Origin of the sequence: Cellulomonas sp. S1-8 (assembly GCF_026184235.1) — a bacterium.
Classification (GTDB): domain Bacteria; phylum Actinomycetota; class Actinomycetes; order Actinomycetales; family Cellulomonadaceae; genus Cellulomonas.
The window spans coordinates 1,426,492-1,452,794 of the sequence record NZ_CP110806.1 but is presented as its reverse complement, the minus strand read 5'-3'; the positions used below and the strand labels follow the sequence as shown (position 1 = coordinate 1,452,794).

Sequence of the window (26,303 nt, the reverse complement as noted above, 5' to 3'; positions counted from 1 at the left end):
AGGCGTCCGACGAGCGGTGGACCGGGGAGCGATGGACGACGACGAGCGGTGGGCACCCGCGCCGGCGCGGACGACCCGGCCCGAGGTCGACCTCGGGCTGCCCGGGTACACCGACGTGCGCGAGGTCGCGCGCGGGGGCGACTCCGTGGTGTACCGGGCGCGGCAGCCGGCGCTGCACCGCGACGTCGCGATCAAGGTGCTGCTCGAGACGGACCCCGCGACGGTCGCCCGGTTCGCGCGCGAGCTCGAGATCACCGTGCGGCTGGGCCGGCAGCACCCCCACGTCGTGACGGTCCTCGACACCGTGACGACCGCCCAGGGCCACCCGTGCCTCGTCATGGACTTCCACGACCTCGGCTCCCTGCACGACCGCCTCCGGAGCCACGGCCCGCTGCCGGTCGCGGAGGTCGTCGCCGCGGGGACGGCCGTGGCCGACGCCCTGGCGTTCGCGCACGCCCACGGCGTCCTGCACCGTGACGTCAAGCCGCAGAACGTGCTCGTGCTGCCCACGTCCTACGTGCTGACCGACTTCGGGATCGCGCGCATGGCCGACGCCGGCCACACCGCGTCGCTCGAGCGGTTCAGCTACCGGCACGCGTCCCCGCAGGTGCTCGACGGCCTCGAGCCGACCGCCGCCGACGACGTCTGGTCGCTGGGCTCGACGCTCTTCACCCTGCTCGACGGGCGGGCCCCCTTCGCGGCCCCGGACCCCGCGGACGACACCGCGCTGGGCTACCTGCGGCGCGTCCGCACCGGTGAGCGCCGCCCGCTGGGGCGCACCGACGTGCCCGACGGGCTGCGCGCCATCGTCCGACGCTGCCTCGCGCCCGCGCGCGACGACCGGTACGCCGCCGCCGAGGACGTGCACGCCGCCCTGCTGGCGCTGCCCACCGAGACGCGCTCGTGGTCCCCCGGGGCGCCGGCGGACGCCGCCACGACGTCGACCCCGGTCCGTGGCACGCGCGCCGTGACCGCCGCGCACCGACCCGACCCGGTGCCGCCCGCGCCGGCTCCTGCGCCACCGCTCGACCAGCCGCCCGTGGCGCCCGTGCACGCCGACGACGACCGGTCGCTCGCCCCGTCCGCTCTCTCGCTGCTGGGCGCACCCGCAGCCGTCGCCCCGGTCGACGACGAGGTCACGGGCCTGCACCCGGCCGCGGCAGCCGCGCAGGGCGCAGGGCCCGCGGGTGCACCTCCCGGTCGTCGGCGTCCCGCGTGGGTGCCCGTGGCGGCCTTCATGGGCGGGGCGGTGCTGCTCGGCAGCGCCGTGGGCGTCGCGGTCACGATGTGGGCGGCGACGCAGCGCACGGCCTCGGCCGTCCCGACGCCGAGCGCTGCTCCCACGGTCGTCGACGTCCCCCAGCACGACGGGCCGCTGCCCACGCCGACCGGACCCGAGCAGGCCCCGGTCTCGGACCCGTCGATCACTCCCACCGAGCTCGCCGTGGTGGACAACGGCACGAGCCTGGACGTGAGCTGGACGGACCCCAGCGCCGGCGCCGCCACGTTCGTCGTCGTCGGCCCGTACGCGCAGGACCCCCAGGGCGCACCCGTCGTCCGGGCGGCGGCGGGCGTCACGGACGTCACCCTCGAGGGCGTCGACCCGCAGGCCGCACAGGTCTGCGTGGCCGTGGTCGCGATCGTCGAGGCCGACGTCGATCGCCAGGGCGTGTCCGAGGAGGAGTGCCGCACCCGGTGATCCCGGCGCTCAGCGCCGGCGCAGCGGGGTGGGGTCCCACCACCACGTGAGCCGGCGGCGCCACGAGCCACCGGACCGCAGACCACGTTCGACCTCGACGGCCGTGCGCCAGGTGTCCCCCGCTGCGACGGCGCCCGTGCCGAACGCGGCGGCCTGCGCCGCGGTCGCCAGGCCGCGCGTCGGCACCCCGGACAGCGCGGTCATGCGGGACGCGAGCACGTCCGCCGTTGCCGCCGGTGCGGCCGGGCCGTCGCGCAGCAGCAGGGCGTCCGCCGCGTGCTGCCACGCGCCGACGGCACCCGCGGCCCGCAGCCGGCGGCGTCGCACCAGACGCGCCCCGATCGCCGCGACCAGCGCGGCGCCGAGGCCGGCGACCAGCACGGTCGCGACCGCAGCGACGACGACGCCGCGCCCCACGCCCGCGTCCTGGCCGCCGGTCCGCTCGGTGACCGGCTCGTCCGCGGGCGCCTCGTCCGGCGGGTCCACGGCCGGCTCGTCCTGCACCGCCGGCTCCGCACCCTGCTCGGTGATCACCTCGTCCAGCGCGGACGCCGTGACGGCGTCCGGCGCCGGGTCGAACCGCACCCAGCCGGGCCCCGCGAGGTACACCTCGGCCCACGCGCGCACGTCCTGCCCGTGGACGTCGCGCGGCACGTCGTCGCCCACCGCGGCGCCGCCGGGCACGACGAACCCCAGGACCACGCGCGACGGCAGCCCGACGGCCCGCGCGAGGACCGCGAAGGCCCCGGCGAACTGCTCGCTCGTGCCCACCTGCCCCCCGGCGGCGCGGTCCGCGAACAGGAACTCCCGCAACCGGGCGTAGGACGCACCGCTCACGGCCTGGGCCGCCAGCTCCCGGTCGCCGCGGACGGTCGCCGCGAGGCGCTCGGCCTGGTCGAGCCGTGACGACGCGCCCGCGACGACGTCCTGGGCGTACGTGCGCAGGTCCGCGGGGAACCGGTCGAGGCGCAGGTAGCGGTCGACCTCGGGGCCTCCCGGCACGCCCGCGCGCGCGGCGGCCGCGGGATCGGGCCGGTCGACCGTGCCTCGCACCCGGTACGTCAGCCCCGCGGGCAGCCGGCCGTCCCCCGCCGGCGGCACCGCGAGGACGCCCGCGTCGACGTCCACCAGGGAGTCCCGGGCGGACGACGCCGCGACCGCCCCTGACGAGGGCAGCCAGGACCCCGGCGACCCGGACGGGCCCGCCAGGTCGACCAGCTCGACCTCGATGTCGACGTCCTGCCGCGCACGGCCGGGCGGCAACGACGGCTCGACGACCGTGCCCAGCGCGCGCAGGTCCAGGTCCGCGGACCACCCCGCGCCGTCGAAGTCGGGCAGCGCGACCCACGTCAGGTACCCCGGGTGGGTCCCGCGCACGCGCAGCACGGTGGCGTCGGCGTCGGTCTGCCAGCGCGACAGCTCCGCGAGGGGGTGGACGGCGTCGGCCGACAGACGCGGTGGCGTGACGTGGTCCCGGGGCTCGAAGGCGCGGCCCGTCACCGCGCCCGCGGCCGCGGCACCACCGGCGGCGACGAGCGCGACGACCAGCAGACCCACCACCCCGCCGGCGCGCCACCGGGGCCGGGGCCCGACCGGCGCGCGACCGAGGCGCGGCGCGTCGCGGCGGTGCGCGAGCGCGTCCCCGTCGAGCAGCGACCAGCCCGCCGCGGTGAGCGCGACGAGGACGGCGCCCACGGGACCGCGGTCGGCCTGCCCCGCCGTGAGCAGCAGCGCAGCGCCGTAGAGGACGACCGCGCCGACCAGGGGGGCGACGCGTGCCGGCGCCCGGCGACCGAGCGCGAGCGCGACGGCCAGCGCCACGAGCGCCGCGAGCACGACGACCGGCAGCGCGAGCGCCGGCGCGGCGGGGCGGGGCGCGGTGAGCAGTCGCGCGACCGCGTCGGCCACGGGACCGAGGACCTGCGCCGCGGGCGTGGTCCGCCACCCGGCCGCGGCGACGTCGGGCATCGGGTCGTCCGCGACGCGCGCGAACGACGTCGCGACCGCGAGCACCAGGGTCACGCCGGCCGCGCCGGTGGCCCAGGCGGGCACGCTGAGCCGCCGCGCGAGCGCGACGACACCGAACGGCAGCACGACCGCGCCCGCGAGCGCCGCGAGGACGACGGGCGACGTGAACGCGGCCGCGAGCGGGACGCACGCCACCGCGAGCAGCGCGACGGCCCAGAGCGTCACCGCGGTCCCGGGCCCGGCCTCCCGCACGGCGCCCCGTGCCGCCGCTGCCCCGCCCGTCACGGCGCCACCGCCAGGTCCCAGCCCCGCAGCAGGTCCTCGGCCCGCGGGCCACGCACCACGGTGGCCGACGCCGCGGCGCCGAGCGACCGCAGCGGCGCGGGGTCGACGACGAGCAGGGCGACGGTGTCCGCGCCCCGCGCGGCGAGCAGCAGCGGCGGGACGGGCGCGCCGGCACCCGTGACCACCGCGAGCACGTCCGGCGCCGGACCACCGCCCGGTGGCACGGCGACTGCGTCCGTCACCGGTCGGTCGGTCGCGGCGAGAAGGGTCAGCCGGTCCACGGCGTGCGCCGCCGCGCGCAGCGGCTCCCCGCTGCCGGGCACACCGGCCGGCGCGTCGACGTCGAGCGACCCCGACACGGTCACGCACCGCACCGGCACGCCCGCGGCCACGCACGCGTGCACCAGGGACGCGGCCACGTCGACGGCCTCCTCGAACCCGTCCCCAGCCGCACCCGGCCGGTACGCGGCCGCGCGGTCGTCGAGCAGGACGGTCAGGTGCGGCTCGGCCGGGTCCGCGTCCTCGCGGACCATCGGTGTGCCGTGCCGCGCGCTGCTGGCCCAGTGCACGCGGCGCAGGTCGTCACCCGGCGCGTACTCCCGCAGCCCCACCAGGTCGGTGCCGCCGTGCTCGACGCGCTCCTGCGCACCCGCGTGCCCGCGACGCCGGCCCGTCGGCGGGCCCGACGCGACGAGCAGCCGCGGCGTGACCACCAGCGTGGACGACCCGCCGCGCTGCTCCCGCGAGCGCACCAGGTCGGCCACGGCACGCCGCTCGAGCACGAACGGGCCGACGGGGAGCAGGCCCCGGCGGTCCGTGGGGACGGGCACCTCGACGACACCCGAGCCCTGCGGCGCCAGCCGGATGGGGGCGAGCGGCACGTCGCGTCCGGCGACGTGGTCGGTGCCCGCCACGAGCAGCGGCAACCAGGGCGAGGCGTTGCGCAGGGACACGTGGGCGGCGGCCGGCCCGAGCCGCGGTGCGCGCTCGGGGACCAGCCGGTGGGTCACGTCGAGCGGCACGGGCAGGAGCAGCGTGACCACCGCGGCCGCCACGAGGCCCAGCGCGGCGACGCCGATCGCGACGAGCCCCGGGTACCGGGCGACCAGCCCCAGGCCCAGCGTGAGCACGCCCAGCGCGGCGAGCGCGACCCCGCGCGCGGTCGGGCGCAGTCGACGGGACACGACCCGGCCCTCAGACCGCCGCCGGCCGCGGCACGTCGACGGCCTCGACCGCCGCCGCCACCACGTCCGCCGGGGTGACGCCCTCGAGCAGCGCCTCGCGCCGCAGGATCAGCCGGTGCTCCAGCACGGCGTGCGCGAGGGACTGCACGTCGCTGGGCACGACGTAGTGCCGGCCCTGCGCGGCGGCCTGCACCTGCCCCGCGGCGACGAGCGCACGCAGCGCACGCGTGCTCGCCCCCAGCCGGGTGCGGGCGTCGGTCCGCGTGGCCTCCCCCAGGGCGCGCACGTACCGCAGCAGCGGGTCCGCCACGTGCACGCCGCGCAGCGCCCGGGTCAGCCGGGCGACGTCCGCGGGGGTCGTCACCGTGGGGACGGACGAGACGTCGCCCGCCGACGACCCCGGCTGCAGCACCGCGAGCTCGTGCTCGAGGTCCGGGTAGCCCAGGCTCACCCGCAGCAGGAACCGGTCGAGCTGCGCCTCGGGCAGGCGGTAGGTGCCGTCGAGGTCGACGGGGTTCTGCGTCGCGACGACGAGGAAGGGGTCCGGCACGGCGTGCGTCGTGCCGTCGGCCGTCACGGTGCCCTCGGCCATGACCTCGAGCATCGCGGACTGCGTCTTGGCGGCCGCGCGGTTGATCTCGTCGGCCAGCAGCACGTGCGTGAACACCGGGCCGGGGCGGAACCGCACGGCCCCCGTCGCCGGGTCGAGCACGGACGTGCCCGTGACGTCGGCAGGGAGCAGGTCCGGCGTGAACTGGATGCGGCGGGACGTGCCGCCCAGCGCCGCGGCGAGCGCGCGGGCGAGCGTCGTCTTGCCCGTGCCGGGCACGTCCTCGAGCAGCACGTGCCCGCCCGCGAACAGCGCGGCGACCACGAGCTCGACGACGGGTCGCTTGCCGTGCACGGCGTGCTCGACGGCGTCGACCACGCGGCCGTGGAGCACACGGAACTCGGCGACGGTGGCGGCGGGGTCGTCGATCATGCGGGGGTCTCCTCGGTGGTGGCGTGCGGGGTCGGTCGCGGGTGGGCGGCGGCGGCGCGCTCGGCCCGCCGCAGGCGCAGGGACCGCAGCGCACCGGCGGCGAGCAGCAGGCCCGCACCGGTCGCGGCGAGCGGGGGACGTTCGGGCCCGACGGGCAGGCGCGGCGTCCACGGGACGGGGACGACGACCACCGGCGGACCGGCCAGACCCACCGGGTCGGTGCAGATGCCCGTCGTCAGGTCGCAGTACGCCCACTGGTTGCGGGGCGGGACGTCCGCGCGGGACGGCATGGAGCCGTAGCCGGCGGACCCGTCGGGGCTCACGGTCCTGGCGGTGACGGTGATGACACCCTCGGGGAACGGCCCGATCACGACGTCCCCCGGCTGGCACGACCACCCTGAGGTCGACCGGCTGCCGGCGCTGTGCTCGACCTCGAGCAGGCACGCGCCCGGGTGGTCGCGGAACACCGGCGGAGGATCGAGGTGCACCACCATGTGCACGTCGGGGTCGTTCAGCGCCGGCGTGACCGCCTCGACCCCCGCGATCACGGTCGTCCGGCCCGAGGCGGGGGGGACGTCCAGCTCGGCGCTCGCGACGGGGCCGGTGCCGACGCCGTTCTCCGCCGCCACGGTGATCGTCAGCGGCCCGCCGTCGGCGCACACCCCGGCGCCCGAGCACGGCGCGTCGACCTGGACCTCGGTGCGCTGCGCGGCACCCGACCCGCAGCCCTGGCCCGCGGAGCAGCCGGAGACGGCGCCCGGGGTCGAGGACCCGCTGATGCCCGTCCCCGTCCACGTCACGACGTAGCGGGTCAGGGACGAACCGTTGTCGTCCGGCGGGGTCCAGCGCACGACGAACGTGATCTCCCGGTCGAGGCGCCGCTCCAGGGTCACCGTGATCGGTGCGACGGGCCCCGGCGCGCCCGCGACCGCGACCGCCGGGGACAGCACCGCCGCGCTCGTCAGGCGCCCGTGGGTCGCACGCACGCCGAACCGGACGGCAGGCCCCGGCGGCACGTCCCGCAGCACGATCGACGTCGCCGCCGCACCGGCCGTGGTCGTCGAGCCGCCGTCGGGACCCACCAGGTAGGAGTCGACCGGATCGCTCGACACCTCCCAGGAGACGGTGACCGACCCGTCCGGGTGGGCGACGGCCGTCACCCCGCGGGGGGCGGCGGGTGCCGCCGGGCACGGGGGCGTGCGCACCGCCGGGCTCGACGCCGCGGCAGACCGCGCGGAGCCGTCGACAGCCTCGACCGTGAAGGTCCCGCGCATGCCGCAGACGACGCCGCGGACGGTCGCACCGGTGGCGCCGCCGTCGACCTCGAGCGGGGCCACGCCCACCACCGACGTCCGCACGACGTAGGCGTCCGGCGGGCTCGACGCGTGCTGCCAGGTCACGACGACGTCCGCGAGCGCCTCGTCGTCGAGCGGTCCCGGCGTGGCCTCGACCCCGGTGGGGGCGGCCGGCGGACGCGCGGTCGGCTCCGGCGTCGCACCGGCGCCGGCGCTCGGGCGGGCCAGGGCCGGGCTGCGCGAGGGCCCGGGCGACGGGGCGTCGGTCGGCCCGGGGCCCGGACCCGACCCGTCGTCCGCGGTCCCCCCGGACCCCGCGGGCGGGCCGTCCGGCCCGACGACCACGGCACCGGACCACGCGCCGGGCGGCGGCTCCCCGGCGGTGCCCTGCGGCACGGAAGGTCGCGGGGGCGGCTGCGCCGCGACCGGGGCCGACCCGCCGTCGCGCGGGTCGTGCACCGCCGCCTGCGAGCGACCCGTGTCGATCACCCGCGTCCGGCCGTCGGCCTCGACGACCACCGCCTTCGCACCGTCCTCGGTGTGCACGACGAGCCGCCCGTCGTCGACGAGCAGGCGGGGGTCGCGGCCCGCGGGCAGCAGCACGTCCGCCCGGGCACGCGACCCGTCGGCACGCAGGACCACGACCCGACCGGCACCGGCGCACGGCACGTAGACGAGCCCCGCGAAGACCGCGGGGCTGCCGGGGCGGGCGCACCCCGACGCACCGACGTCGACGTCGAGGACGCGGTTGCCCGCGAGCATCACCACCGCGGACCGGCCGGGCACGCCCGCCGGCGCGAGGTCGGTGGGCGCGGTCGCCGCGGGCAGCACCTCGCCCGACAGGTCCGGGACCGCGACCGCGAGGTCCCGCCCGACGCCGACCTGCAGCACGGTGCCGCTGTCCGGCGCGAAGACGGTGACCCCGCGCGCGTGCGGCAGCAACCGCGTCCCGGCGCCGGCGCCGTGCACCCGCTTGACGTCACCGGCGTCGAACGCCCCGTCCTGCGGTGACCACGTCGCCGAGCGCAGGTCGCCCCTGGTCGTGACGAGCCACACCGCACCCGCGGCGTCGACGACCGCGTCCGCCAGCGTGGCGTCCGCGCGGTACGGCGCACCGAGGTCCCGCAGCGTCAGGGGGTCCACGGCCCGCACGACGCCCGACGACGGGGTGACCAGGTACACCCGCCCTCCGCCGACGAGGACGCGCGACGGCTCGTCGGCGCGGCGCTGCCCCCCGGCCATGAGCGTGGCCAGGTCGATGCTGTGCAGGGTCCCCGTGCGCCCGTCGGCGATCAGCAGGTGCCCGTCGCGCTGGCTGATCTCGAGCTCGCTGCCCGGCTCGGCGACCTGCAGACGACGCTCCGCGCGTCCCGTGCCCGGGTTGATCTGCACGACCTGACCGGTCGCGTCGTCGGGCAGCCACGTCACGCCGTCCGACATCGTCACCACGGTCGACGCGACGCCCGAGCCCAGCGCGGCGCCCAGCACGAGCGCCGCACCCGTGACCGCCACGCCGGCCTCGGCGAACCCGCGCTGCCGGTCCCCCGCACGGCCCAGCAGACGCCGCACCACCCCGGATCCCGTGCCGCTCACCCGGGGAGCCCCGCGGGTGCGGCGGCGGTATCGACGCCGTGGCGGCGCGCGGCGCGCAGGGCGCCGGCGGCCAGCAGGAGCCCGAGCCCGGTGGCGGCCAGCGGCGGCCGTTCCGGGCCGCTCGGGGCGCGCGGCGCCCACGGGAGGGGGACGACCACGACGTCCGGGTCGACCAGACCGACGGGATCCGTGCAGATCCCGGTCTGCAGGTCGCAGTACGCCCACGTGCGTCTGTCGGGCACGAGCTCGGCGACCGCGGCGGACGTCGCCGTCCCCCCGGCCACCCCCTCGGCGCGGACGGCGACCGTCACGGTGCCGCCCCCGCCGTCGAACACCCCGACGGACACCTCGCCCGCGGCGCACGGCACGGCCCGCGTGGTCGTCGTCCCGTGGGTCACGACGAGCGTGCAGCCGCCCGTGTGCGAGACCCACCAGGCGGGCGGCGCCAACGTCGCGTACATCGGGACGCCCGGGTCGTTCCTGCCCGGCTCACCGGCCCGCACCGACGCGACGACCCGGTCGCCGTCGACGGGCCGGCCGTACGGCATCAGCTCGTGCACGTAGCTCGTCGCGGGCCCCTGCCCGACGGCGTTGCGCGCGGTCACCGTGATGGTCACGTCGCCGCCCTCGTGGCACAGGCTCATCCCTGCGCAGTTGAAGGCGACGAGTGCGGAGGTCGAGGCGGTGGTGAGGCTGCCGCTGAGGCCGCCGCCGCTCCACGCCACGTCGTAGGCCTCCACCGGCGAGCCGTTGCCGGGTGCGGCTCCCCAGAACACGCTGACCTCGCGGTCGCCGTCCGTGGTCGCCCGACCCCGGCTCTCCGCGATCGAGGTCACGGCACCCGGCGGTCCGGCGACCGTGACCGGCGCCGACGGGTCGGACGCCGCGGTCTGCTCGCCCAGGACCGTCTGCACGACGAACTGCAGCGCGGTGCCGCGGGGCACGTCCCGCAGCACCACGGCGGTCGCCCTCTCGTCCGTGCTGGTCGTCGACCCACCGAGGGGGCCGACGAGGTAGGAGTCGACCTCACCGGTGGCCGGCGTCCACGACACCGTGACGGTGCCGTCCGCGTGCGGGGTCGCCGTGACGCCCGTCGGGGCCACGGGCGCCTGGAGCGGCCCGACGCAGCGCGGCGTGCGGACCGACGCGCTCGCGCCGGGCGTCGACGCGACGCCGTCGACCACGGCCTCCACCGTGAAGACGAACCGCGCGTCGCACCCGACCTGCAGGAACGTCGCGGACGTCGGGACCGTACCGCGGAGCTCGATCGGCTCGGGAACGCCCAGGAGGGGTGAGGCGTCGCTCGTGGTCGCGCGCACGACGTACGCGTCGGGTCGCGGCGTGACCGCCCGCCACACGACGACGACGTCCGTCCCCCCGCTGGGCTGCTGCTCCCCGAGCGTCGCCACGACGCCGGTCGGCGCGTCGGGTGCCGGGGCCGCGGACGGGCGAGGCGACGCGGTGGGCGAAGCCGTGCTCGTGGGGCGGGCCGTCGCCGTGGGGCGGGCCGTCGTCGTGGGGCGGGCCGTCGTCGTGGGGCGGTCGCCCGGTGAGGCGAGCGGACCGGGCGTCGCGCTCGGTCGCGCGGACGGATCCGCCGACGGGTCGGCGGACGGGTCTGCCGTCGGGTCGACGGTCGGGTCGGCAGACGGCCCCGCGGTCGCGTCCGGACCGGGCAGGTCCGCGACGGGCGGCGCCACGGGGACATCCGGTCCCGGGGGTGGCGTGCCCTGCCAGGGGCCGCCCTCCCAGGGGCCGCCCTGCCACGGACCCTGCGGCGGGCCCTGCTGCGGGCCCTGCTGCGGCGCGTCGTCCGGACGGTGCGACGACGGGGGGCGGTGCGGAGGTGGTGCGGCGACCGCCGCCGCGCCGCCGTCGCGCGGGTCGTGCACCGCCGCGTCGTCGCGACCCGTGTCGATCACGCGTGTCGTGCCGTCGGCCTCGACGACGACCGCGCGCGCCCCGTCCTCCGAGTGCACGACGAGCCGGCCGTCGTCCACGAGCAGGCGCGGGTCCCGACCGGCCGGGACGACGACGTCGGGGCGCGCCCGCGTCCCGTCGGGCCGCAGGATCAGGACACGACCGGCGCCCGTGCACGGCACGTACACGAGTCCCGCGAACACGGCGGGGCGTCCGGGTCGCGGGCAGCCGAGCTCACCGACACCGATCTCGAGCAGGCGGTCGCCCGCGAGCATCACGACCGTCGACCTGTCGGGCACGCCCGCCGGCGCGAGGTCCGCGGGCGCGGTCGACGCAGGCAGCACCTCGCCCGTCAGGGCGGGCACCGCGACCGCGAGGTCGCGCCCGACGCCGACCTGCAGCACCGCACCCCCGTCGGGGGCGAAGACCGTGACGCCACGGGCGTGCGGGAGCAGGCGGGTCCCGGTGCCCGCGCCCCGCACGGGTCGCAGGTCGCTCGCGTCGAAACGCCTGGCGTCGGGCAACCAGGTCACCGAGCGGACGTCGCCCGCGGTCGTCACGACCCACACCGCACCGCTGCCGTCCACGACCGCGTCGGCCAGCCCGACGCCGACGCGGAAGGGCGAGCCCAGGTCCTGCAGCGAGAGCGGGTCCACCGCCCGCACGACACCGGTGGCGGTCGTCACGAGGTACACCTGGCCCCCGCCGACCAGGACGCGCGCCGGCTCGTCGGAGCGGCGCTGCCCGGCGGCCATCAGGGTCGCGAGGTCGATGCTCGTCATCGTCCCGGTGCCCGCGTCGGTGACGACGAGGTGCCCGTCGCGCTGGCTGATCGCGAGGGCGCTGCCCGGCTCGGCCACCTGCAGACGACGCTCGGCACGCCCCGTGCCCGGGTTGATCTGCACGACCTGACCGGTCTCGTCGTCGGGCAGCCAGGTGACGCCGTCGGACATGCTCACGACGGTCGAGGCCACACCCGAGCCGAGCGCGGCGCCCAGTACGAGAGCGGCGCCCGTCACGGCGACACCGGCCTCGGCGAAGCCGCGCTGCCGGTCACCCGGGCGGCCCGTCAGGCGCCGCAGCAGGCCTGAGGTGGTGGTCGAGCGGTTCAACGGACGGGCTCCCGGTCGGCAGAGGGCGATAGTACCTGGACAACTCGGACAGTTCCGGCACTGACCAGCAGCCCGCGCCCGACGCCACCCGTCGGCTCGTGGGTGTGCATCGGGACCGTGGCGCCGACCAACGAGCCGTCCGCCATCTCGGGTCCGAGCAGGACGGCACGGCGCGCGCGGCGGGCCGCGGCGACCGCGCCCGCGACGTGCTGCCGGGCGCGCGCCTCGTCGGCGTCGGCGGCCACGACGACCGCGACCCGCCGCGCGGGCGCCTCCTCGACGACCCGGGCGAGCAGCTCGACCAGCCGCCGGTCGTCACCGCCGCGCTCCCACCCGCGCTCCCACTCGTGGACGTCGTCGACGAGCAGCACGCGCCAGGCGTCGTCGGTGGGCGCCGGGGCGGCCAGCAGCTCCTCCAGCAGCGCGGTCGCCGCGGCCGGGTCGCTGACGGCGGCATCGACGCCCGCGGCGGGGCGGGCGCGCGGGCCGAGCAGGTGGACCGCGTCCGGGCGGTGCACCGCCCGCCCGACCGCGTGGGCGAGCCCGACGAGGAACGACGTGCGCCCCGACCCGCCACGCCCGAGCACGAGCAGGGGCGCGGGCAGCAGCGACAGCACGACACCCGTGGCCAGGTCGCCGTCCACGCCGACGCACACGTCGTCGCGCTCGGGGGCGGGGACCAGGTCGACGGGCACCCGCGTGGGCATCGCGGGCACGGTGACGGGCGGCTGCGCCGCGTACCGGCCGGCCTCGCGCGTGGCGACGTCACGCAGCAGCGCGCCCTGCTGCGGGGTGCCCGCGCCGCCGACCGTCGCGACCTGCACCTCCGTGCGTCCCAGCAGGCCGCGCCCCGGGGGCGTGCGGTCGTCGAGCACGCTCGGCGGGACGCCGAGCACCTGGTAGTCGTCGACCGACGTCATCCGCAGCACGAGCCTCTGCCCGAACGCGCCCGCGAGCGCCGACGGCAGCCCGGTGCGGCGCGGTGTGGTGGCGGTGACGTGCACGCCGCAGCGGCGCCCGTCCTGCAGCACGGCGACGAGCTGGTCGACGTGACCGCGGCGCAGCGGTCCGCCACCTTCGAGGTGCTCGACGAGCTGCGGCAGGTTGTCGACGAGGACGTGCACGCGCGGCAGCACGACGCCGGTGTCGGCGAGCGCCTCGACGTCCGCGGCGCCGTGCCGGGCGAGCAGCGCGTTGCGCTCGGTGAGGGTGCGGTGGAGCATCCGCAGGAGCCGCGTGACGCGCTCGGGCTGCTGCTCGACGACCACGGACCCGACGGACGGCAGCGCCTCCAGGACGGACAGCCCGCCGCCCGCGGAGTCGATGCCGTAGACCAGCGCGGGCGCCAGGTCGTGCGCGAGGGTCGCCGCGAGGGCCACGGTGCGCAGCAGCTCGGTCTTGCCGCTCCCCGACGCACCGTGCACCAGCAGGTGACCGGCGCGCGCGTAGTCGACGAGCAGCGGGTGCTGCGTCTGCTCACCCGGGAGGTCCGCGATGCCGACGGGCAGCACGCCGGGGGCGGGCACGCACGTGTGGACGTCGTCGGTGGCGCCCGGGACGGCCGCCTCGTCGCGCGCGTCGGCGCCCAGGAGCAGGGCACCCGGCGCGCCGCCGGCCAGCAGCACCTCGTCGGGCAGCGCGGGCAGCCAGGGGCGCTTGGGCGCCGCGAGGCCGGAGCGGGCGAACGCCTCGCCGACCGTCAGGACGAGCCGCTCGAGGTCGGAACGCTCGTGCACCCGGCCCGACGCACCCGGGGCCGCGGTCTCCGTCCGTGCGCTGAACGCCCGGACCTGCACGGCGACGGCCTCGTCGTGGACGGGCTCGTGCGCCCCGACCCAGGCGACCTGCACGAGCTCGCGCGTGCCGTGCCCCGTGCGTCGCAGCCACGCGCGGCCCGGGGTGCGACGGGACAGGGTCGCGGCGTCGGGGGCCTCGACGACGTCCGTCGAGTCGTCGGTCGACGCCATGCGCAGCGCGATCCGCAGGTCGGTGTTCGCCTTGATCTGCGGCGTGACGACCCCGGCGGGGCGCTGCGTCGCGAGCAGCAGGTGCATCCCGAGGGACCGCCCGCGCTGCGCGACGTCGACGACGCCGTCGACGAACTCCGGGACCTCGCCCAGGAGCGCCGCGAACTCGTCGACGCAGATGAGCATGCTGGGGGGCGCGACGTCGGGGCGCAGCCGCTCGAGCGCGACGAGGTCCTTGGCGCCGTGCTCGGCGAGCAGGTGCTCGCGCCACGTGAGCTCGGCGCGCAGCGACACCAGCGCCCGCTGCACGAGCGCAGGCGTGAGGTCCGTGATGTACCCGACGGTGTGCGGCAGGTCGGCGCACTCGCGGAACGCCGCACCGCCCTTGTAGTCCACGAGCAGGAACGTGATGCGCGTCGGCGGGTTGTTGGTCGCCAGCGAGCACAGCAGCGTCTGCAGCAGCTCGCTCTTGCCGGAGCCCGTGGTGCCCGCGACCAGGCCGTGCGGGCCGTCCTCGCGCAGGTCGATCGTCACGACGCCGTCCGCCCCCGCACCGAGCTGGGCGCGCAGGCCCGCCGACGACGCCCACCGGTCGAGGACCGCGGTCGCGTCGTCCGGGTCGCGCAGGTCCGTCCCCAGGTCCGGCAGGCGCACCGCTCCGGGCAGCGCGGAGTCCGGCGGGACGACCGCGGCCTCGTCGCGGAACGCCGTGAGCGTGCGCGCCGTGTGCCAGGCGGCCGCGAGGTCGAGCTCGTCGACGACGTCCACGACGTCGTCCCCGCCCCGGTCGCGGCGCCGCACGAGGCGGGCGTCGAGGTCGAGCAGGACGTCCGTCGCGGACGGCACGCGGGCCGCGTCGCGTCCGACCCACAGCAGGTGCACGCCGCGGTCCGACGCGGCGGCGGCGACGGCCTCGACGGCCCGGCGCGGCACGCCCGCGTCCTCGTCGACCAGGCACACGACGTGCCCGCGGGCACCGTCCGCGGCGACGAGCGCCTCGAGCAGCGCGCCGCCGTCGGCGGCACCGACCGCCACGGGCGGCAGCCCGCCGACGCGGTGCGCCGTGTGCGGCAGCCAGCGCAGCCACGTCTCGACGTGCGTCGCGTCGGTGCCGAGGACGGCCGCGAACGTCACGTCCGTCGGGGAGTGCGCCGCCGCGAGGCGCACGAGCAGCGCGCGCACGGCCGCGTCGGCGCGGTCCCGGTCGGCGCAGACGACCGCCGCGAGCCGGTGGCCGCCCAGCACGAGCGGCACGGGTTGGTCCGTCAGCGTGCCGCGCGCCGTCAGCTCGCGGACCGCCAGGTCGCGCTGCACGCGGTCGCCGCCGCGCGCGACCGCGCCCGTGACCAGCGCGGGCCGCGGGCCCAGCCCGGCGCGCACCTGCAGGAAGTCCTCGTCGGCGCGCTGCCGCGCCCACGTCCCGGGGTCGCGCGCGGCGAGCCGCTCGCGCACGGTCACCAGGTCGGGCTCGTCCTGCGCGGCCCGCTCCCGTTGCACGCGGGCCGCGTCGTCGAGCCGCCCGACGACGTCGTCGACGTCGCGCTGCCAGGCCTGCAGCTGCGCGTCGTGCTCCGCGACCTGCTGGCGGCGGGCCACGACGTGCTGGACGACCATCATCATCGGGAAGCCCAGCATGAAGACCAGGGAGAACGGGCTGCGGTTCACCGCGAACATCGCGCCGCCCAGCAGCACCGGCATGAGCATCATCGGCCACGGCATCGGGGTGCGGCGCGGCGCGGACGGCGGGGCGGGCACCTCGAGCTCGGCCGCGGCGAGCTGCGCACCGAAGCGCGGGGGACGGAGCACGCCGCTGTCGGCGGGCAGGGGCGTGGCGTCGCCGCGGTGGACCTCGAACGTCGTGCGCCCGACCTCGACGCGCTCGCCCCAGCCGACCGGCTGGGCGCGCAGCACCGGGCGACCCGCCACGCGGGTGCCGTGCGCGGAGCCCTCGTCGCTGACGACGACGCCGCCGGTGAGCAGGACGCGCGCGTGCACGCGGGACACCGACGGGTCGGTCAGCCGGACGGTGGCGACCGAGCCGCGGCCGATCGTGAACGCATCCGACTCGACGTCCGTCTCGGACCCCGCGTCGGGGCCGGCGACGACCCGCACGCGGGCCCGGACGGGGCGTCGTGCGCCGGGGCGGTCGAGCCACGTGGCCGGCACGGACGCCACCGGCACGACGGCGCCCGTGCGCAGCGGCGCCTGTGCGAGCGGCAGCGCGGCCGGCCACGGGGCGCCGTCGGTCGTGGGGGCGAGCAGAGCGCCGGCGCCCGCGCCGAGGTGCCCGGCGAGGGCCCGCGCCAGGTCGGCGACCCGCGCACCGTCCCGCGCGACGACCTCGACGTCGACGGCCCGCAGGCCGCTGTCGCGGGTCGGCTGGATGCTCAGGCGCCACATGGCTGCTCCCGGTGCTCGTCGAACGCGGTCAGTGCAACGCCCACCGGAACACCGGTCACGTCATCGGGCCCGAGACGGTGACCCGGGTTCCGGTCGGCGAGAGGGGTGCTCGCCCACCGGAACACCGGTCACCCTCTCGGCCCCCTGACGGTGACCCGGGTTCCGGTGGGGGTCAGGAGGAGGCCATCTCCTGGTCGTCGGCCTGCTGCGACAGGGCGGCGGCGTTGGCCTGCAGCGCCTCGACGACCCGCTGCAGGGCCGGCACGTACTGGCCCGACCAGTCCGCGTTGAAGCGCTGGGAGTCCGGGCCGTACCAGGGCGTCGACTGCAGCTGCTGGGTGAGGCGGCTCGTGATCTGCGTGATCGCGTCGGCGTCGACGTTCATGATGCGCACGAGGTCGCGGGCGGCGGCGATGTCCATGCCGAGGACGTTGCTCATGGTGGGTCTCCTTCGGTGGGGCCCGGGCGCGGTGCCCGGTGCCGGGGTGGTGGCCGTGCCGGGTGGTGGTCAGGCCGGAGCCGGGTCGGCGACGCCGAGCCGGACGGAGGGGGGCGCGCCCACGACGGCGTCGCGGAGCCCCGGGAGGTCGGCTGCGCTCATCACCGGGCCTGCCGGTCGATCGCGACCTCGACGGCGACGGGGGTGCCGTCCCCGTCGGTCTCGTCCTCGTCGCTGCCGCTGCGCAGCGCGCCGAGCGTCGCGGCGCCCAGCGCGGCGAGGCCGAGCGGCGCCGCGGCGAGCGCGACGGGGGCGCCGGAGCCGGTCTCGAGCGCGGCCAACCCGGCGGCGGCCGCGGCGCGCGCGCCCTCGGTCCCGCCGATCGGCGACGGGCCGATGCCGACGGGCGTCGCGCTGACCGGCGGGTCCCCCGCGACCCCCCGGGCGTCCACGCCGGACGCGCCCGGGCCGGACGACCCCGTACCCGCGCCGCCGGCAGGTGCGTCCACAGGGGCGCCGATGGACGCCGACGTCGGGGTGAGGCCACCGGCCCCGCCCCCCGACCCGCCGCCGGGGCCGCCCCCGCCGACGATCCCGCCGCCGACCGCACCGAGGGTCCCCTGCGGGTCGCGGACCAGGCCGCCGGCGATGCTCCCGGCGGAAAGTCCGGCGGTGCCGGTGCCGGTGCCGGTGCCGGTGCCCGTCGCACCGCCCGCGGCGTCGAACCGAGCCGTCGGGGCAGCGGGCGTCGTCACCTGCGCGCCACCACCGCCCGCGCCGTCCACGTGGATCGTGATCGAGCCGATCGACACCGGCACGACGACCTGCGCACCCGCACCCGCCGCGCCGCCGCCCTGCGGGGCCGGCGCCACGGCCGTCCCCGGCGCGGTCAGCGCGGGGGCGTTCGCGGCCGACGTGCCCGGCAGCCGCACGGGCGTGAACGCCGCCGCCGGGATGTGCACGGTCGGCGTGTCCGCGCTCGTGTCCTTCTGCGTCTGGGAGATCAGCGCCAGCACCTGCGCGAACCCGCGCAGGTACCGGGCGACGGTCGTGACCCACGGGATGACCACGGCACGCAGGTACCGGGCGAACGCCGCGGCCCAGCCCGTCCAGGACATCGCGTCGAGCGCCGCGGCCAGAACCCGCAGGGCCGTCGCGACGTCGTCCGCGAACTCGGCCGCGTCGCTCATGGTGCGGACGATCCGGTCGAGCCCGTCGACGTCGGACCCGCGGAACGAGCCGGCCTGGAGCTGGGACATCGGGTGCCTCCTGGGTGGGCCGGTGGTCCGGCGGGGTCGGTGGGTGCGGGCTCGACGCTAGGAACGGCGAGGGCCGCGCGGCCAGCGTCGGTGGGGTGGAAGGTTCCGCCGCGTGGCCGCCGCGTCGCGGGTCAGCGGCTCGCGTCCTCCTGCATCTGGGCGCGCCGGTCGAGCTCGACGGCGTTCTGCCGGATGTTCTCCGCGGCGGCCTGCAGCTCGGGGCGCAGCGCGCCGTCCCACTCCCCGAGGAAGCGCTGCGCACCGGCGCCGGACCACTGGACCTGGCTCAGCAGCGAGCCGATCTGCCCCACGATGCCGTCGAGGTCGCCCGCCCCCGTCTGCATGGCCCGGGCCTGCTGCCGGGAGTGCTGGGCGTCGATGCCGTGGAACGTGCTCTTGTCGTACATGCCGGGCTCCCCGCGTCGTCGTGGCTGTGCCGCGACGCTAGGCAGGGCCCGCCCGTCAGGACAGGGCGCGGGGGGTGGAACCTTCCGGGTTGAGACCCTCGCCGCGCGCCCGCGCGGCCTCCACGACGGCCAGGTCGTCGGCCGTGACGAGCCGCACCTCCGCCGAGCGTCGTCCCACCGCGAAGCGCACGTTCTGCACGCGGCCCGGCCCCTGGGAGAACGGGTCGTCCGCGGGGCCGAACGCCATGCGTGCGATGACGCGGATCGCGTCGTCCACCCGCTGCGCCCGCTCGAGGTTCCACGCGTGGCCGCGCCACGTCAGCACCCGCTCGTAGATCTCGCGGTTCGACGCGGGACGCGGGTAGTCGTCGGCGCCGACGAGCCACGGCTCGGCGAGCGCGAGCGCGACGTACCACTCCCGCGACCACCGCTCGAGCCGGGGTGCGGGCGCCGTGACCGCCCCCTCGAGGTCCGGGTCCGGCACCCAGGGGCGCGCGTCGGCGGGGTCCGCGGGGATCGTGACGTCGACGACGAGCACGAGGTCGGTGTACCGGCCGGGTGCCGTCTGGCGGCCCCGCAGCAGCAGCACGTGGTTCTCGCCCTCGTCGAGCAGCGCCGCCATGCCGTCGCTCAGCGCGACGCGCCGCGCACCCCCGGGGGCGTCGAAGAGGCTGGACAGCTGCGCCTCGGTCGAGCCGCGCCAGCGCAGCCGCACGACCTCCTCGCCGACGACGATCTCCCCGACGACGCGCGACACGTGCGGAGCGGCCCGCGGCAGGGTCAGCGCGGTGCTGCGCAGCTGCGCGTCGGGGTCGTCGGCCGGCAGGGACCGGTGCGGGTCGCGGCCGACGAGCAGCGTCTCCCCCGTGCCGAGGACGACGGTGGGCACACCCACGCCGCGCAGCGTCACCCGCAGCACGCCGACCCCGTCCGCACGGTGCGGTCACCCCGGTGGCTGGTCATGGGAGCCATCCTGACGGATCCGGCCGACTCCGCGGGCTCGCGTCCGCCACGTCGTCCCGGTGCCGTGGCGCTGTCGTCCCGGGGGGACGCCGGACCTTCCCGTCGTGGCGGGTCAGCCGGTGGGGTCGGTCAGCCGCGGTGACCGCGGCACCTCGGCCGTCGCCCGTCCCACGCTGAAGACCGCGAGCGCGACCTGCGAGCGCCGCAGGCCCAGTCGCCGGCGCAGCCCCGCGACGGCGTGCGGGGAGTCGACCACCTCGGAGTGCGGGGCGACCGCGAGGCCCACGCGCCGGGCGTGCAGCCACGTCCGCTGCAGCGCGCGACCCGCGTCCACCACGTCGACCGGCGGCAGCCCGAGGCGCGCGTCGAGCGCCTCCGTGGCGCCGAGGACGCCGGGGGTGCGGGCGACGAGCACGAGGTGCTGCGGCCCCTCGAGCGGCTCGCCGGGTGCGGGCGCCGGCGGCAGCGACCGGGACCGGCCGACCGCCTCGACCGCGCGGCCCGCCCACCCGGCGACCGTCAGCGCCGCGTCGTGCAGCGCGGGGCGACGCGTCAGGGGCGCCGCCACGCGCGCGAGCGCCGGCGGCAGGAGGAGCATGCGGTCCGTCATGCCGTCCTGCGCGTACCGGGGGTGCGCGGGGCCCAGGCGCAGCCACCGCACGAGCTCGGCTGCCACCGCCGGCCGGGAGGCCGTCCACGCGCCGCCGAGGCGGACGAGGTGGCGCATCGCCGGGTCGTCGACCTGGAGCAGCGCGAGACCCGGCGGCAGCGGGGGTGCGTCCACGCGCAGGTCGGGCGCGGCCTCCAGGCGCCCGCGGTACGTGCGGCGCTCCCGCACGTCGTCGGGCGTGAACGGCGTCGCGTACGGCGTCGCGTCGGGACGCAGCACCAGGACGGGCGCGTCCGCGTCGGCGGGACCGCGCACCGGCAGGTCCGCGAGCCGGTCCAGGTGGGGGGTCGCCGCGACGACGACGCCGCGTCCGTCGGCCGCCGCGGCGACGGCGACGCACTCGACCCACGCACCGAGCGACAGCAGCAGGTCGCGGCACGACGGGTCCCCGGCCGCGAGCACCCGGTCGGGGACGACCGCGACCTCGATGCGGCCGTCGACGACGCGCGCGGACCACGGCTGGGTGTTGTGGGCGGACGGTGCCCGGCCGGCGGTGCGGACCCAGCGGTGCAGGTCGTCGTCGTGCGTCGAGGTCATCGGGTCTCCTCCGCCGCGGGGGCGGCTGTCGCGTCGGGCCGCGGGAGCGGCCGACGGTAGAACGTGACGCCGTGCAGGGGACGCCCGCCGACGCGCTGGAACTGCCGTGCGGAGGCCGGGTTGTCCCGCCCGACGAACGTCGAGCGCAGCCGCGCGTACCCGCCGGTCGCGAGGTGCGCGTGCAGCGTGCGGGACAGCAGGGTGAGCACGCCCCGGCCCTGCCGGTCGGGGTCGGTGCCCTGGATGACCAGGACCGCGTCGCGTCGGTACCGGTGGCGCGTCACCAGCAGGCGCAGCTGCTGCAGCAGCCCGAGGCGGCCGCCGACGCGCTGCACGTACGCCGTGATGTCGGGGACCACCAGGACGAACGCCACGAGCGCACCGGTCTGCGCGTCGCGCGCCAGCAGCAGCAGGTCCTCGTCGACGAGGTGGCCGAGGCCGTCCGTCGCCGCCGCCATCTCCGCGTCGGTGATCGCCGTGTAGTACGGGAGCGCGGCGAACGCGCGGTTGAGCACCACGAGCACCTCGGGCACGAGGCGCTCGATGTGCGCGCGCCGTCCGCGGTCCAGGCGCAGCCCCGCGGCGCGCCACTCGTCCGCCGTCGGCAGGCCGGCGGCCGACGCCGCGGCGACGTCGACGACCCACGTGTCGGACTCGCCCCAGCGCTCGAACCCGAGGCCCTCGTACGTCGCGGGCACCCGGGCCGGGTTCCAGGGCGAGTCGACGAACCCGCGGTCCTCGAAGCCCGACGTGATGACGCCCCCGGACTGGTTCGGCAGCAGCGACACCGGGCCGAACAGCTGCGCGCGGCCGGCCGCACGCTCCTCGAGCGCCGCGACGAGGGCGCCCGCGGCCCCGGCGTCGGCGAACTCCGTCGCGCCGAACAGCAGGGACGGCACGCCGAGGCGGGTGTCGAGCCGCGCGTCGGTGTGGGCCGTGGTCCGGCCGACGGCGCGGCCCGCCGCGTCACGCACGAGCAGCAGCTCGACCGGCTCGGCGTGCGGCGACGTCCCGCGCCACCAGGACTCCACGGTCGACGCCAGCAGCGGCACCGCCAGGTGCCGCGGGTGCAGCCGCTGCGGCAGGTCCAGGAAGTCGCGCAGGTCGGCGCGCGAGCCGACGGGCACGACGGTGAGGTCGCTCACGGGGTCCCGCCTGCCGCGCCCGGGCCCGCGACGTGCACGCGGATGTACCCGCCGGTGCCGTACCGCCGGTCGCGCGTGATCCACGTCATGAGGCGCCGGTGCGCCGGGATCCGCGCGAACACCAGGAGCGCGTCGCGGTCCGCGAAGAAGGCCAGCGTGCCGAGCGTGAACGGCGGCTCCCAGTACACCCGGTGCCACACGTACCCCGTCATGCGCCGCATGGCCGCCACCATGGGGTACCACTCGCGGGCGAGCACCAGCCACGAGTGCGGTCCCCGGTACCGCGTCGCACCGAGGAACATCGCGGTCGCCCCGGCCGGCGTGCGGGGCGCGTCGGTGGGCGGCGGCTTCGGGGACGTGCCGCTCGGCGCGCGCCGGGGACCGTCCCGGCGGGACGGGGCCGGTGCGACGCGCGGTGGCGTGCGCCCGCGTGCCGTCTCGCCGCTCAGCGGCGAGAACCGCTCGATGTGCGCCATGACGTCGCCCTCGGCGCGCCACACGCCGTTGGAGTAGCCGTCGGCCTCGGCGTGGAACGTGCGCCAGCGGTCCTGCGCGGGGTCGAGGTGCGTCACGAACCGGTCGGCCTGCGCCCGCGTCGCGAAGCACACCACCCGGCCGCGCACCCGGCTGCGGCCGTCGCGCGCCCGCACGCCCGCGCTCCACGCGTAGCCGTCCGCGGCCCGCGCCGCGCGCCGGGTGGCGCGCGCCCACGTCCGGTCGGCGCCCGGGCGCTCCACGACGACGAGCGCGTCCGCGCGGGCCGGCGCGGGCGCACGGGAGAAGTCGCGGGTGCGCATCAGGCCGCGCCGCCCTCCGCGGGCGCGAGCCGCGCCGCGGAGCCCGCGGTCCGGGCGGGCCCGGGGTGCGCCGTCGCGGTGTCCCGGTCGTCGGGGTCGACGAGGTACACGTTCTTGATCTTCGTGCTGCCGCCCGCGAACGGGCCGGTGCCGTGGTCGTGGACGTGCACCCGCAGGTCCGCCGCCGTCGGGTCCTCCTCGAGGGACTGCGCGACGTCGCGCGACACCGACGCGAGATGTCCCAGGACCCCCGCCGCGGCACGCTCCGCGAGCACGGTCCGGTCCGCATCGGAGAGGGCTGCGTCGGCGCGGAGCTGCAGGTGGATCGCCGGACGCTGCTCGTGCTCACCGATGTCGACGAGCGCCAGCTTGAACGACTCGATGGCCGCGGCGTGCGGGTTGTCGAGGTACAGGCCGTTCTCGACGTCGAGCGGGTACAGGTTCGCGCCCATGTACGAGATCGTGGAGTCCTTGCGCCCGTACAGCAGCAGGAACGGCAGGCGCATCCGCTGGATCGCGTACGCGCGCTCGAACCCGAAGGCGAGGCGGTGGCGCTGCTGCTCGGGCAGCGCCGCGATGGCGGCCTTCATCACGTCGAACGTGACGATCTGGGCCTCGTCGCCGATGTCGTAGCGCAGCTTCGGGCTCATGATGTCGGCCGAGTTGAGGGTGACGAGCAGGTGCCGGTCCGCCGTCGTCTCCATGTACGTCTCGAGCGGGTTGTACTGGAACACCATCGGCGTGCGCGTCTCGTCGGCGCCGAGCAGCGCTTCGCGCAGCGGCCCGCCCGCGGCGAGCGTGCGCCGCACCCACACCGCGAGGTCGCTCTCCCCCGCCATCCCGATCGTCAGGTCCGACGCCCCGTACCCGGAGTAGACGCGCCCGAACCGGTCCTCCAGGTAGTCGCGCAGCCCCTCGGTCAGCGCCTCGCCGCCGACGAACCCGTTGAGGTCGTAGGAGTCCCAGTCGAATCCGTCCGCGTCGAGCCGGTCGCGCAGGTGCTTGAGGAAGGGCGGGTACGCGCAGACCAGGTAGGTGTAGCGCGGGCCGAAGTGCCGGAGCGTGTCGACGATCTTGTCGATGTCCGGCCCGGTGTTCTTCACCATCGCGATGCGCGACATCGCGATCCCGGTGTTGGTGCCCGTCGCCCACGCGCCCATCGAGAACGCGTTGACCGCGAACAGCCGCCGCGTACCGAACAGCGACGTCACGTACCCGGCGACGTTCTTGTGGACCGTCGCCAGCTCGCGCCGCGAGCGCATCCAGTTGTACGGCGTGCCCGACGACCCGCTGGACTCGTCGACGACCGTCCCGACCGTCTCGATGACCCCGTCCCAGCAGCGCGCGTCCTCGGGGTACCGGTCGACGTACTCGTGCTTGGACGTCGGGCGGTAGCGCGTCAGGTCCCACCACCGGAACCGGAAGCCCGCCTCGTCGACGTAGTGCCGGTACGCGGGCACGTCGAGGTAGGCGTGCTGGCAGATCATCCACGCGTTGAGGCGCGCGAACCGCTCCATCGCGGGGTGGTAGTGGCGCGCCGTGAACCGCCACAGCGCCGGGTGCAGGCGGTAGGCGCGGTACACCGTGGTGACGCACCAGGTGGCGACGCGCAACGCGGCCTGCCGCAGCGCGCTGGTGCGCCGGGAGGGTCCCGTCCGGACGGTGGGGTCACGCCGGGCGGTCGTCATGCGCACACCATCGCCGATGACGGGACGCACCGGCAGGGCGGACTCACGATCCGGGCGCGTTTCACCCGGTCGACCGCCCACCCTCCCGGACGCGGCCGTCGCCGACGTCGTCGTCAGCGCGGCGGCCACCCTCCCCAGCCGCCGCCCGGGGCGGTCGCCGCGGTGGCCGTCGCGACGACGGTGGCGCCCGACGCGTCGCCGGGTGTCGCGTGGTACCCGCCCGTCGTCGGGCTGTCGGCGCTGCCGCCGACCGCCAGCCGGTACTGCGCCCCGACCTGGAGCGAGGCGTGGGAGAACAGCAGGTTGCCCGAGGCCTTGGTGGTGCGGAACGACGCGAGGACCGCGCCGTCGGGCGCGAGCACGTGCAGCAGGGTGCCCGCCGGCTGCTCCGAGGCGAGCGACACCCACGTCTGCGGCGACGACGCGGTCGGCGTGCCGACCAGTCCGCTCGAGCTGACGCCGATCACGGTGCCCCCCGTGATCGGGAAGGTCCCGTTGACGTCGACCGCGCTGTTGATGAACTCCGTCGGCCCGTCGACGACGAGCGTGCCACCGGTGATGCTGGCGCTGCCGTTCGAGTCCAGACCGTCACCGGTGGCCGCACGGAGCACGATCAGCCCGCCGCTGATCGTGACGACGACACCCGGGATCGCGCCCACCGAGTCGGGCGCCGCGGGGTCGGACGCGTTGATCGCGTCGTCCGTCGCCGTGACGCCGATCAGACCGCCGGAGATCTCGACGACCTTCGACTCGAGGCCCTCGGAGGACGTCGTGACCGTGAGCGCGCCGCCAGTGACGACCAGGCGCTCACCCGCGTCGACCCCGTCCTCGACGGCGGCGAGCGTCGCGTTGCCGTCCGCGAACGTGATCGTCCCGTCGGAGTGGACCGCGTCGTCGGAGGCGTCCACGACCACGGAGCCACCGCCGACCACGACCGACACGTCACCGACGAGCCCCTTGGACCCGTCCCCCGTCCCCGCGACCCCGCCCCCGGACGTCACCGCCAGGTCGCCGTGCGACACGATCACGTCGGACGCCGCCGTGATGCCGTCGTCACCCGACGTGATCCGTGTCGTCCCGCCCGCGACGTGCACGAACCCCGCCTCGGGGGTGTCGTCGTCGGACTTCAGCCCGTCGCCGCCCGCCGTGACGTCGAGCGTGCCACCGGTCACCACCAGGTAGTCCTTGCCGCGGATGCCGTCGTCCGCGGCGGTGACGCTGAGGGTCCCGCCGGCGACGACCAGACCGTCCTTGGACGCGATGCCGTCGTTCGCGTTGCCGACGACCGTCAGGGCACCGCCGCCCGCGATGGTCAGGTCCGCCGCGGAGAACAGCGTCGCGTTCGGCTCGTCCTGGCCCTCGGGGAAGACGTACGTCGCCGGGTCGGTGAGCCGGTTCGTCGTCCCGTCGGCCAGGACCACGACGACCTCGTCGGCGTCGAGCACCTGCAGCGGGGACGTCGTGGCGGACGTGATCGAGGCGCCGTCCAGGACGACGCGCACGACACCGTCACCGGGCGACGCCACGACAAGCGCCCCGTCGGCGAGGGTGCCGCGGACGCGGTAGGTGCCCGGCGCGGTGATCGTCACCGTGCCACCGTCCGCGCTCGCGCCGGGGCCGGTCACCGTCGCGGACGCGCCCGTCAGCCCGATCGCCGTCTCGGCACCTGCGTCCCAGACCAGCGCGTCCGCGGTGTCGTGCACGCCGGCGTTGGCGCCGAGCGCCGCCTCGACCGCGGGATCCGCCGCGTTCGCCGCGGTGCTCCCGATCACGCTGGTCACGACCACCACGGCGACCGCCGCGGGTGTGGTTCCTCGTCGCATGTCCGCTCCCTACGTCCCGTGTGCTGCCCGCACACACGGCCACACAAGCGGTCGCGACCCCCCCACGTCGCCACATGAAACGTTCAATGTCCGCCCCAACCCACCGCCGAGCGGAACACGACTCCTCGTCAGGGCCCCGGAACGGGTAGCGAGGTTCCGTTCGGCGGGGT

General features: G+C 77.5%; 16 protein-coding genes. 1 reads left to right on the top strand and 15 read right to left on the bottom strand.

Annotated elements, in window-relative coordinates; all coding sequences use genetic code 11:
- Positions 1 to 31 precede the first annotated feature (31 nt).
- Positions 32 to 1,699 (top strand): serine/threonine-protein kinase, encoded by a 1,668-nt coding sequence (locus OKX07_RS06390; RefSeq protein WP_265631003.1) that lies wholly within the window; start codon positions 32 to 34, stop codon positions 1,697 to 1,699.
- A gap of 9 nt (positions 1,700 to 1,708) precedes the next feature.
- On the opposite strand, the gene OKX07_RS06385 is transcribed toward OKX07_RS06390, so the two are convergent.
- From OKX07_RS06385 to OKX07_RS06315, 15 genes are all read right to left on the bottom strand, one after another.
- A complete protein-coding gene (locus OKX07_RS06385; RefSeq protein ID WP_265631002.1) occupies positions 1,709 to 3,952 on the bottom strand; it encodes a transglutaminase-like domain-containing protein in 2,244 nt (747 codons plus the stop codon).
- Positions 3,949 to 5,136, bottom strand: a complete 1,188-nt coding sequence (locus OKX07_RS06380) for a DUF58 domain-containing protein (RefSeq protein ID WP_265631001.1) — start codon at positions 5,134 to 5,136, stop codon at positions 3,949 to 3,951. The genes OKX07_RS06385 and OKX07_RS06380 overlap by 4 nt, the downstream gene beginning before the upstream one ends.
- Positions 5,137 to 5,146: 10 nt before the next feature.
- Entirely contained in the window at positions 5,147 to 6,118 is a 972-nt protein-coding gene (locus OKX07_RS06375) for an AAA family ATPase (protein ID WP_265631000.1), read from the bottom strand.
- Positions 6,115 to 9,006: a hypothetical protein gene (locus OKX07_RS06370; RefSeq protein WP_265630999.1), complete on the bottom strand. Its 2,892-nt coding sequence runs from the start codon at positions 9,004 to 9,006 to the stop codon at positions 6,115 to 6,117. Before OKX07_RS06370 ends, OKX07_RS06375 begins: the two co-directional genes overlap by 4 nt.
- Positions 9,003 to 12,038, bottom strand: a complete 3,036-nt coding sequence (locus tag OKX07_RS06365) for a hypothetical protein (RefSeq protein ID WP_265630998.1) — start codon at positions 12,036 to 12,038, stop codon at positions 9,003 to 9,005. Before OKX07_RS06365 ends, OKX07_RS06370 begins: the two co-directional genes overlap by 4 nt.
- Entirely contained in the window at positions 12,035 to 16,405 is a 4,371-nt protein-coding gene (locus tag OKX07_RS06360) for an FtsK/SpoIIIE domain-containing protein (protein WP_265630997.1), read from the bottom strand. Before OKX07_RS06360 ends, OKX07_RS06365 begins: the two co-directional genes overlap by 4 nt.
- Positions 16,406 to 16,577: 172 nt before the next feature.
- On the bottom strand, positions 16,578 to 16,844 hold the full coding sequence (locus OKX07_RS06355) for a hypothetical protein (RefSeq protein ID WP_265630996.1): 267 nt from the start codon (positions 16,842 to 16,844) through the stop codon (positions 16,578 to 16,580).
- 161 nt (positions 16,845 to 17,005) lie between these two features.
- A complete protein-coding gene (locus OKX07_RS06350; RefSeq protein WP_265630995.1) occupies positions 17,006 to 18,103 on the bottom strand; it encodes a hypothetical protein in 1,098 nt (365 codons plus the stop codon).
- Between the two features lie 131 nt (positions 18,104 to 18,234).
- A complete protein-coding gene (locus tag OKX07_RS06345) occupies positions 18,235 to 18,510 on the bottom strand; it encodes a hypothetical protein (RefSeq protein ID WP_265630994.1) in 276 nt (91 codons plus the stop codon).
- A 55-nt stretch (positions 18,511 to 18,565) separates the two neighbouring features.
- Complete coding sequence (locus OKX07_RS06340; protein ID WP_265630993.1) at positions 18,566 to 19,405, bottom strand: hypothetical protein; 840 nt, start codon at positions 19,403 to 19,405, stop codon at positions 18,566 to 18,568.
- Between the two features lie 180 nt (positions 19,406 to 19,585).
- Complete coding sequence (locus tag OKX07_RS06335) at positions 19,586 to 20,680, bottom strand: hypothetical protein (RefSeq protein WP_265630992.1); 1,095 nt, start codon at positions 20,678 to 20,680, stop codon at positions 19,586 to 19,588.
- On the bottom strand, positions 20,677 to 21,825 hold the full coding sequence (locus OKX07_RS06330) for a hypothetical protein (RefSeq protein WP_265630991.1): 1,149 nt from the start codon (positions 21,823 to 21,825) through the stop codon (positions 20,677 to 20,679). The genes OKX07_RS06335 and OKX07_RS06330 overlap by 4 nt, the downstream gene beginning before the upstream one ends.
- Entirely contained in the window at positions 21,822 to 22,622 is an 801-nt protein-coding gene (locus tag OKX07_RS06325; protein WP_265630990.1) for a hypothetical protein, read from the bottom strand. The genes OKX07_RS06330 and OKX07_RS06325 overlap by 4 nt, the downstream gene beginning before the upstream one ends.
- Positions 22,622 to 24,310 (bottom strand): phenylacetate--CoA ligase family protein, encoded by a 1,689-nt coding sequence (locus tag OKX07_RS06320; RefSeq protein ID WP_265630989.1) that lies wholly within the window; start codon positions 24,308 to 24,310, stop codon positions 22,622 to 22,624. Before OKX07_RS06320 ends, OKX07_RS06325 begins: the two co-directional genes overlap by 1 nt.
- Positions 24,311 to 24,423: 113 nt before the next feature.
- Positions 24,424 to 26,133, bottom strand: coding sequence for a carbohydrate-binding domain-containing protein (locus OKX07_RS06315; RefSeq protein ID WP_265630988.1), 1,710 nt, complete (start codon positions 26,131 to 26,133; stop codon positions 24,424 to 24,426).
- Between the last annotated feature and the right edge of the window lie 170 nt (positions 26,134 to 26,303).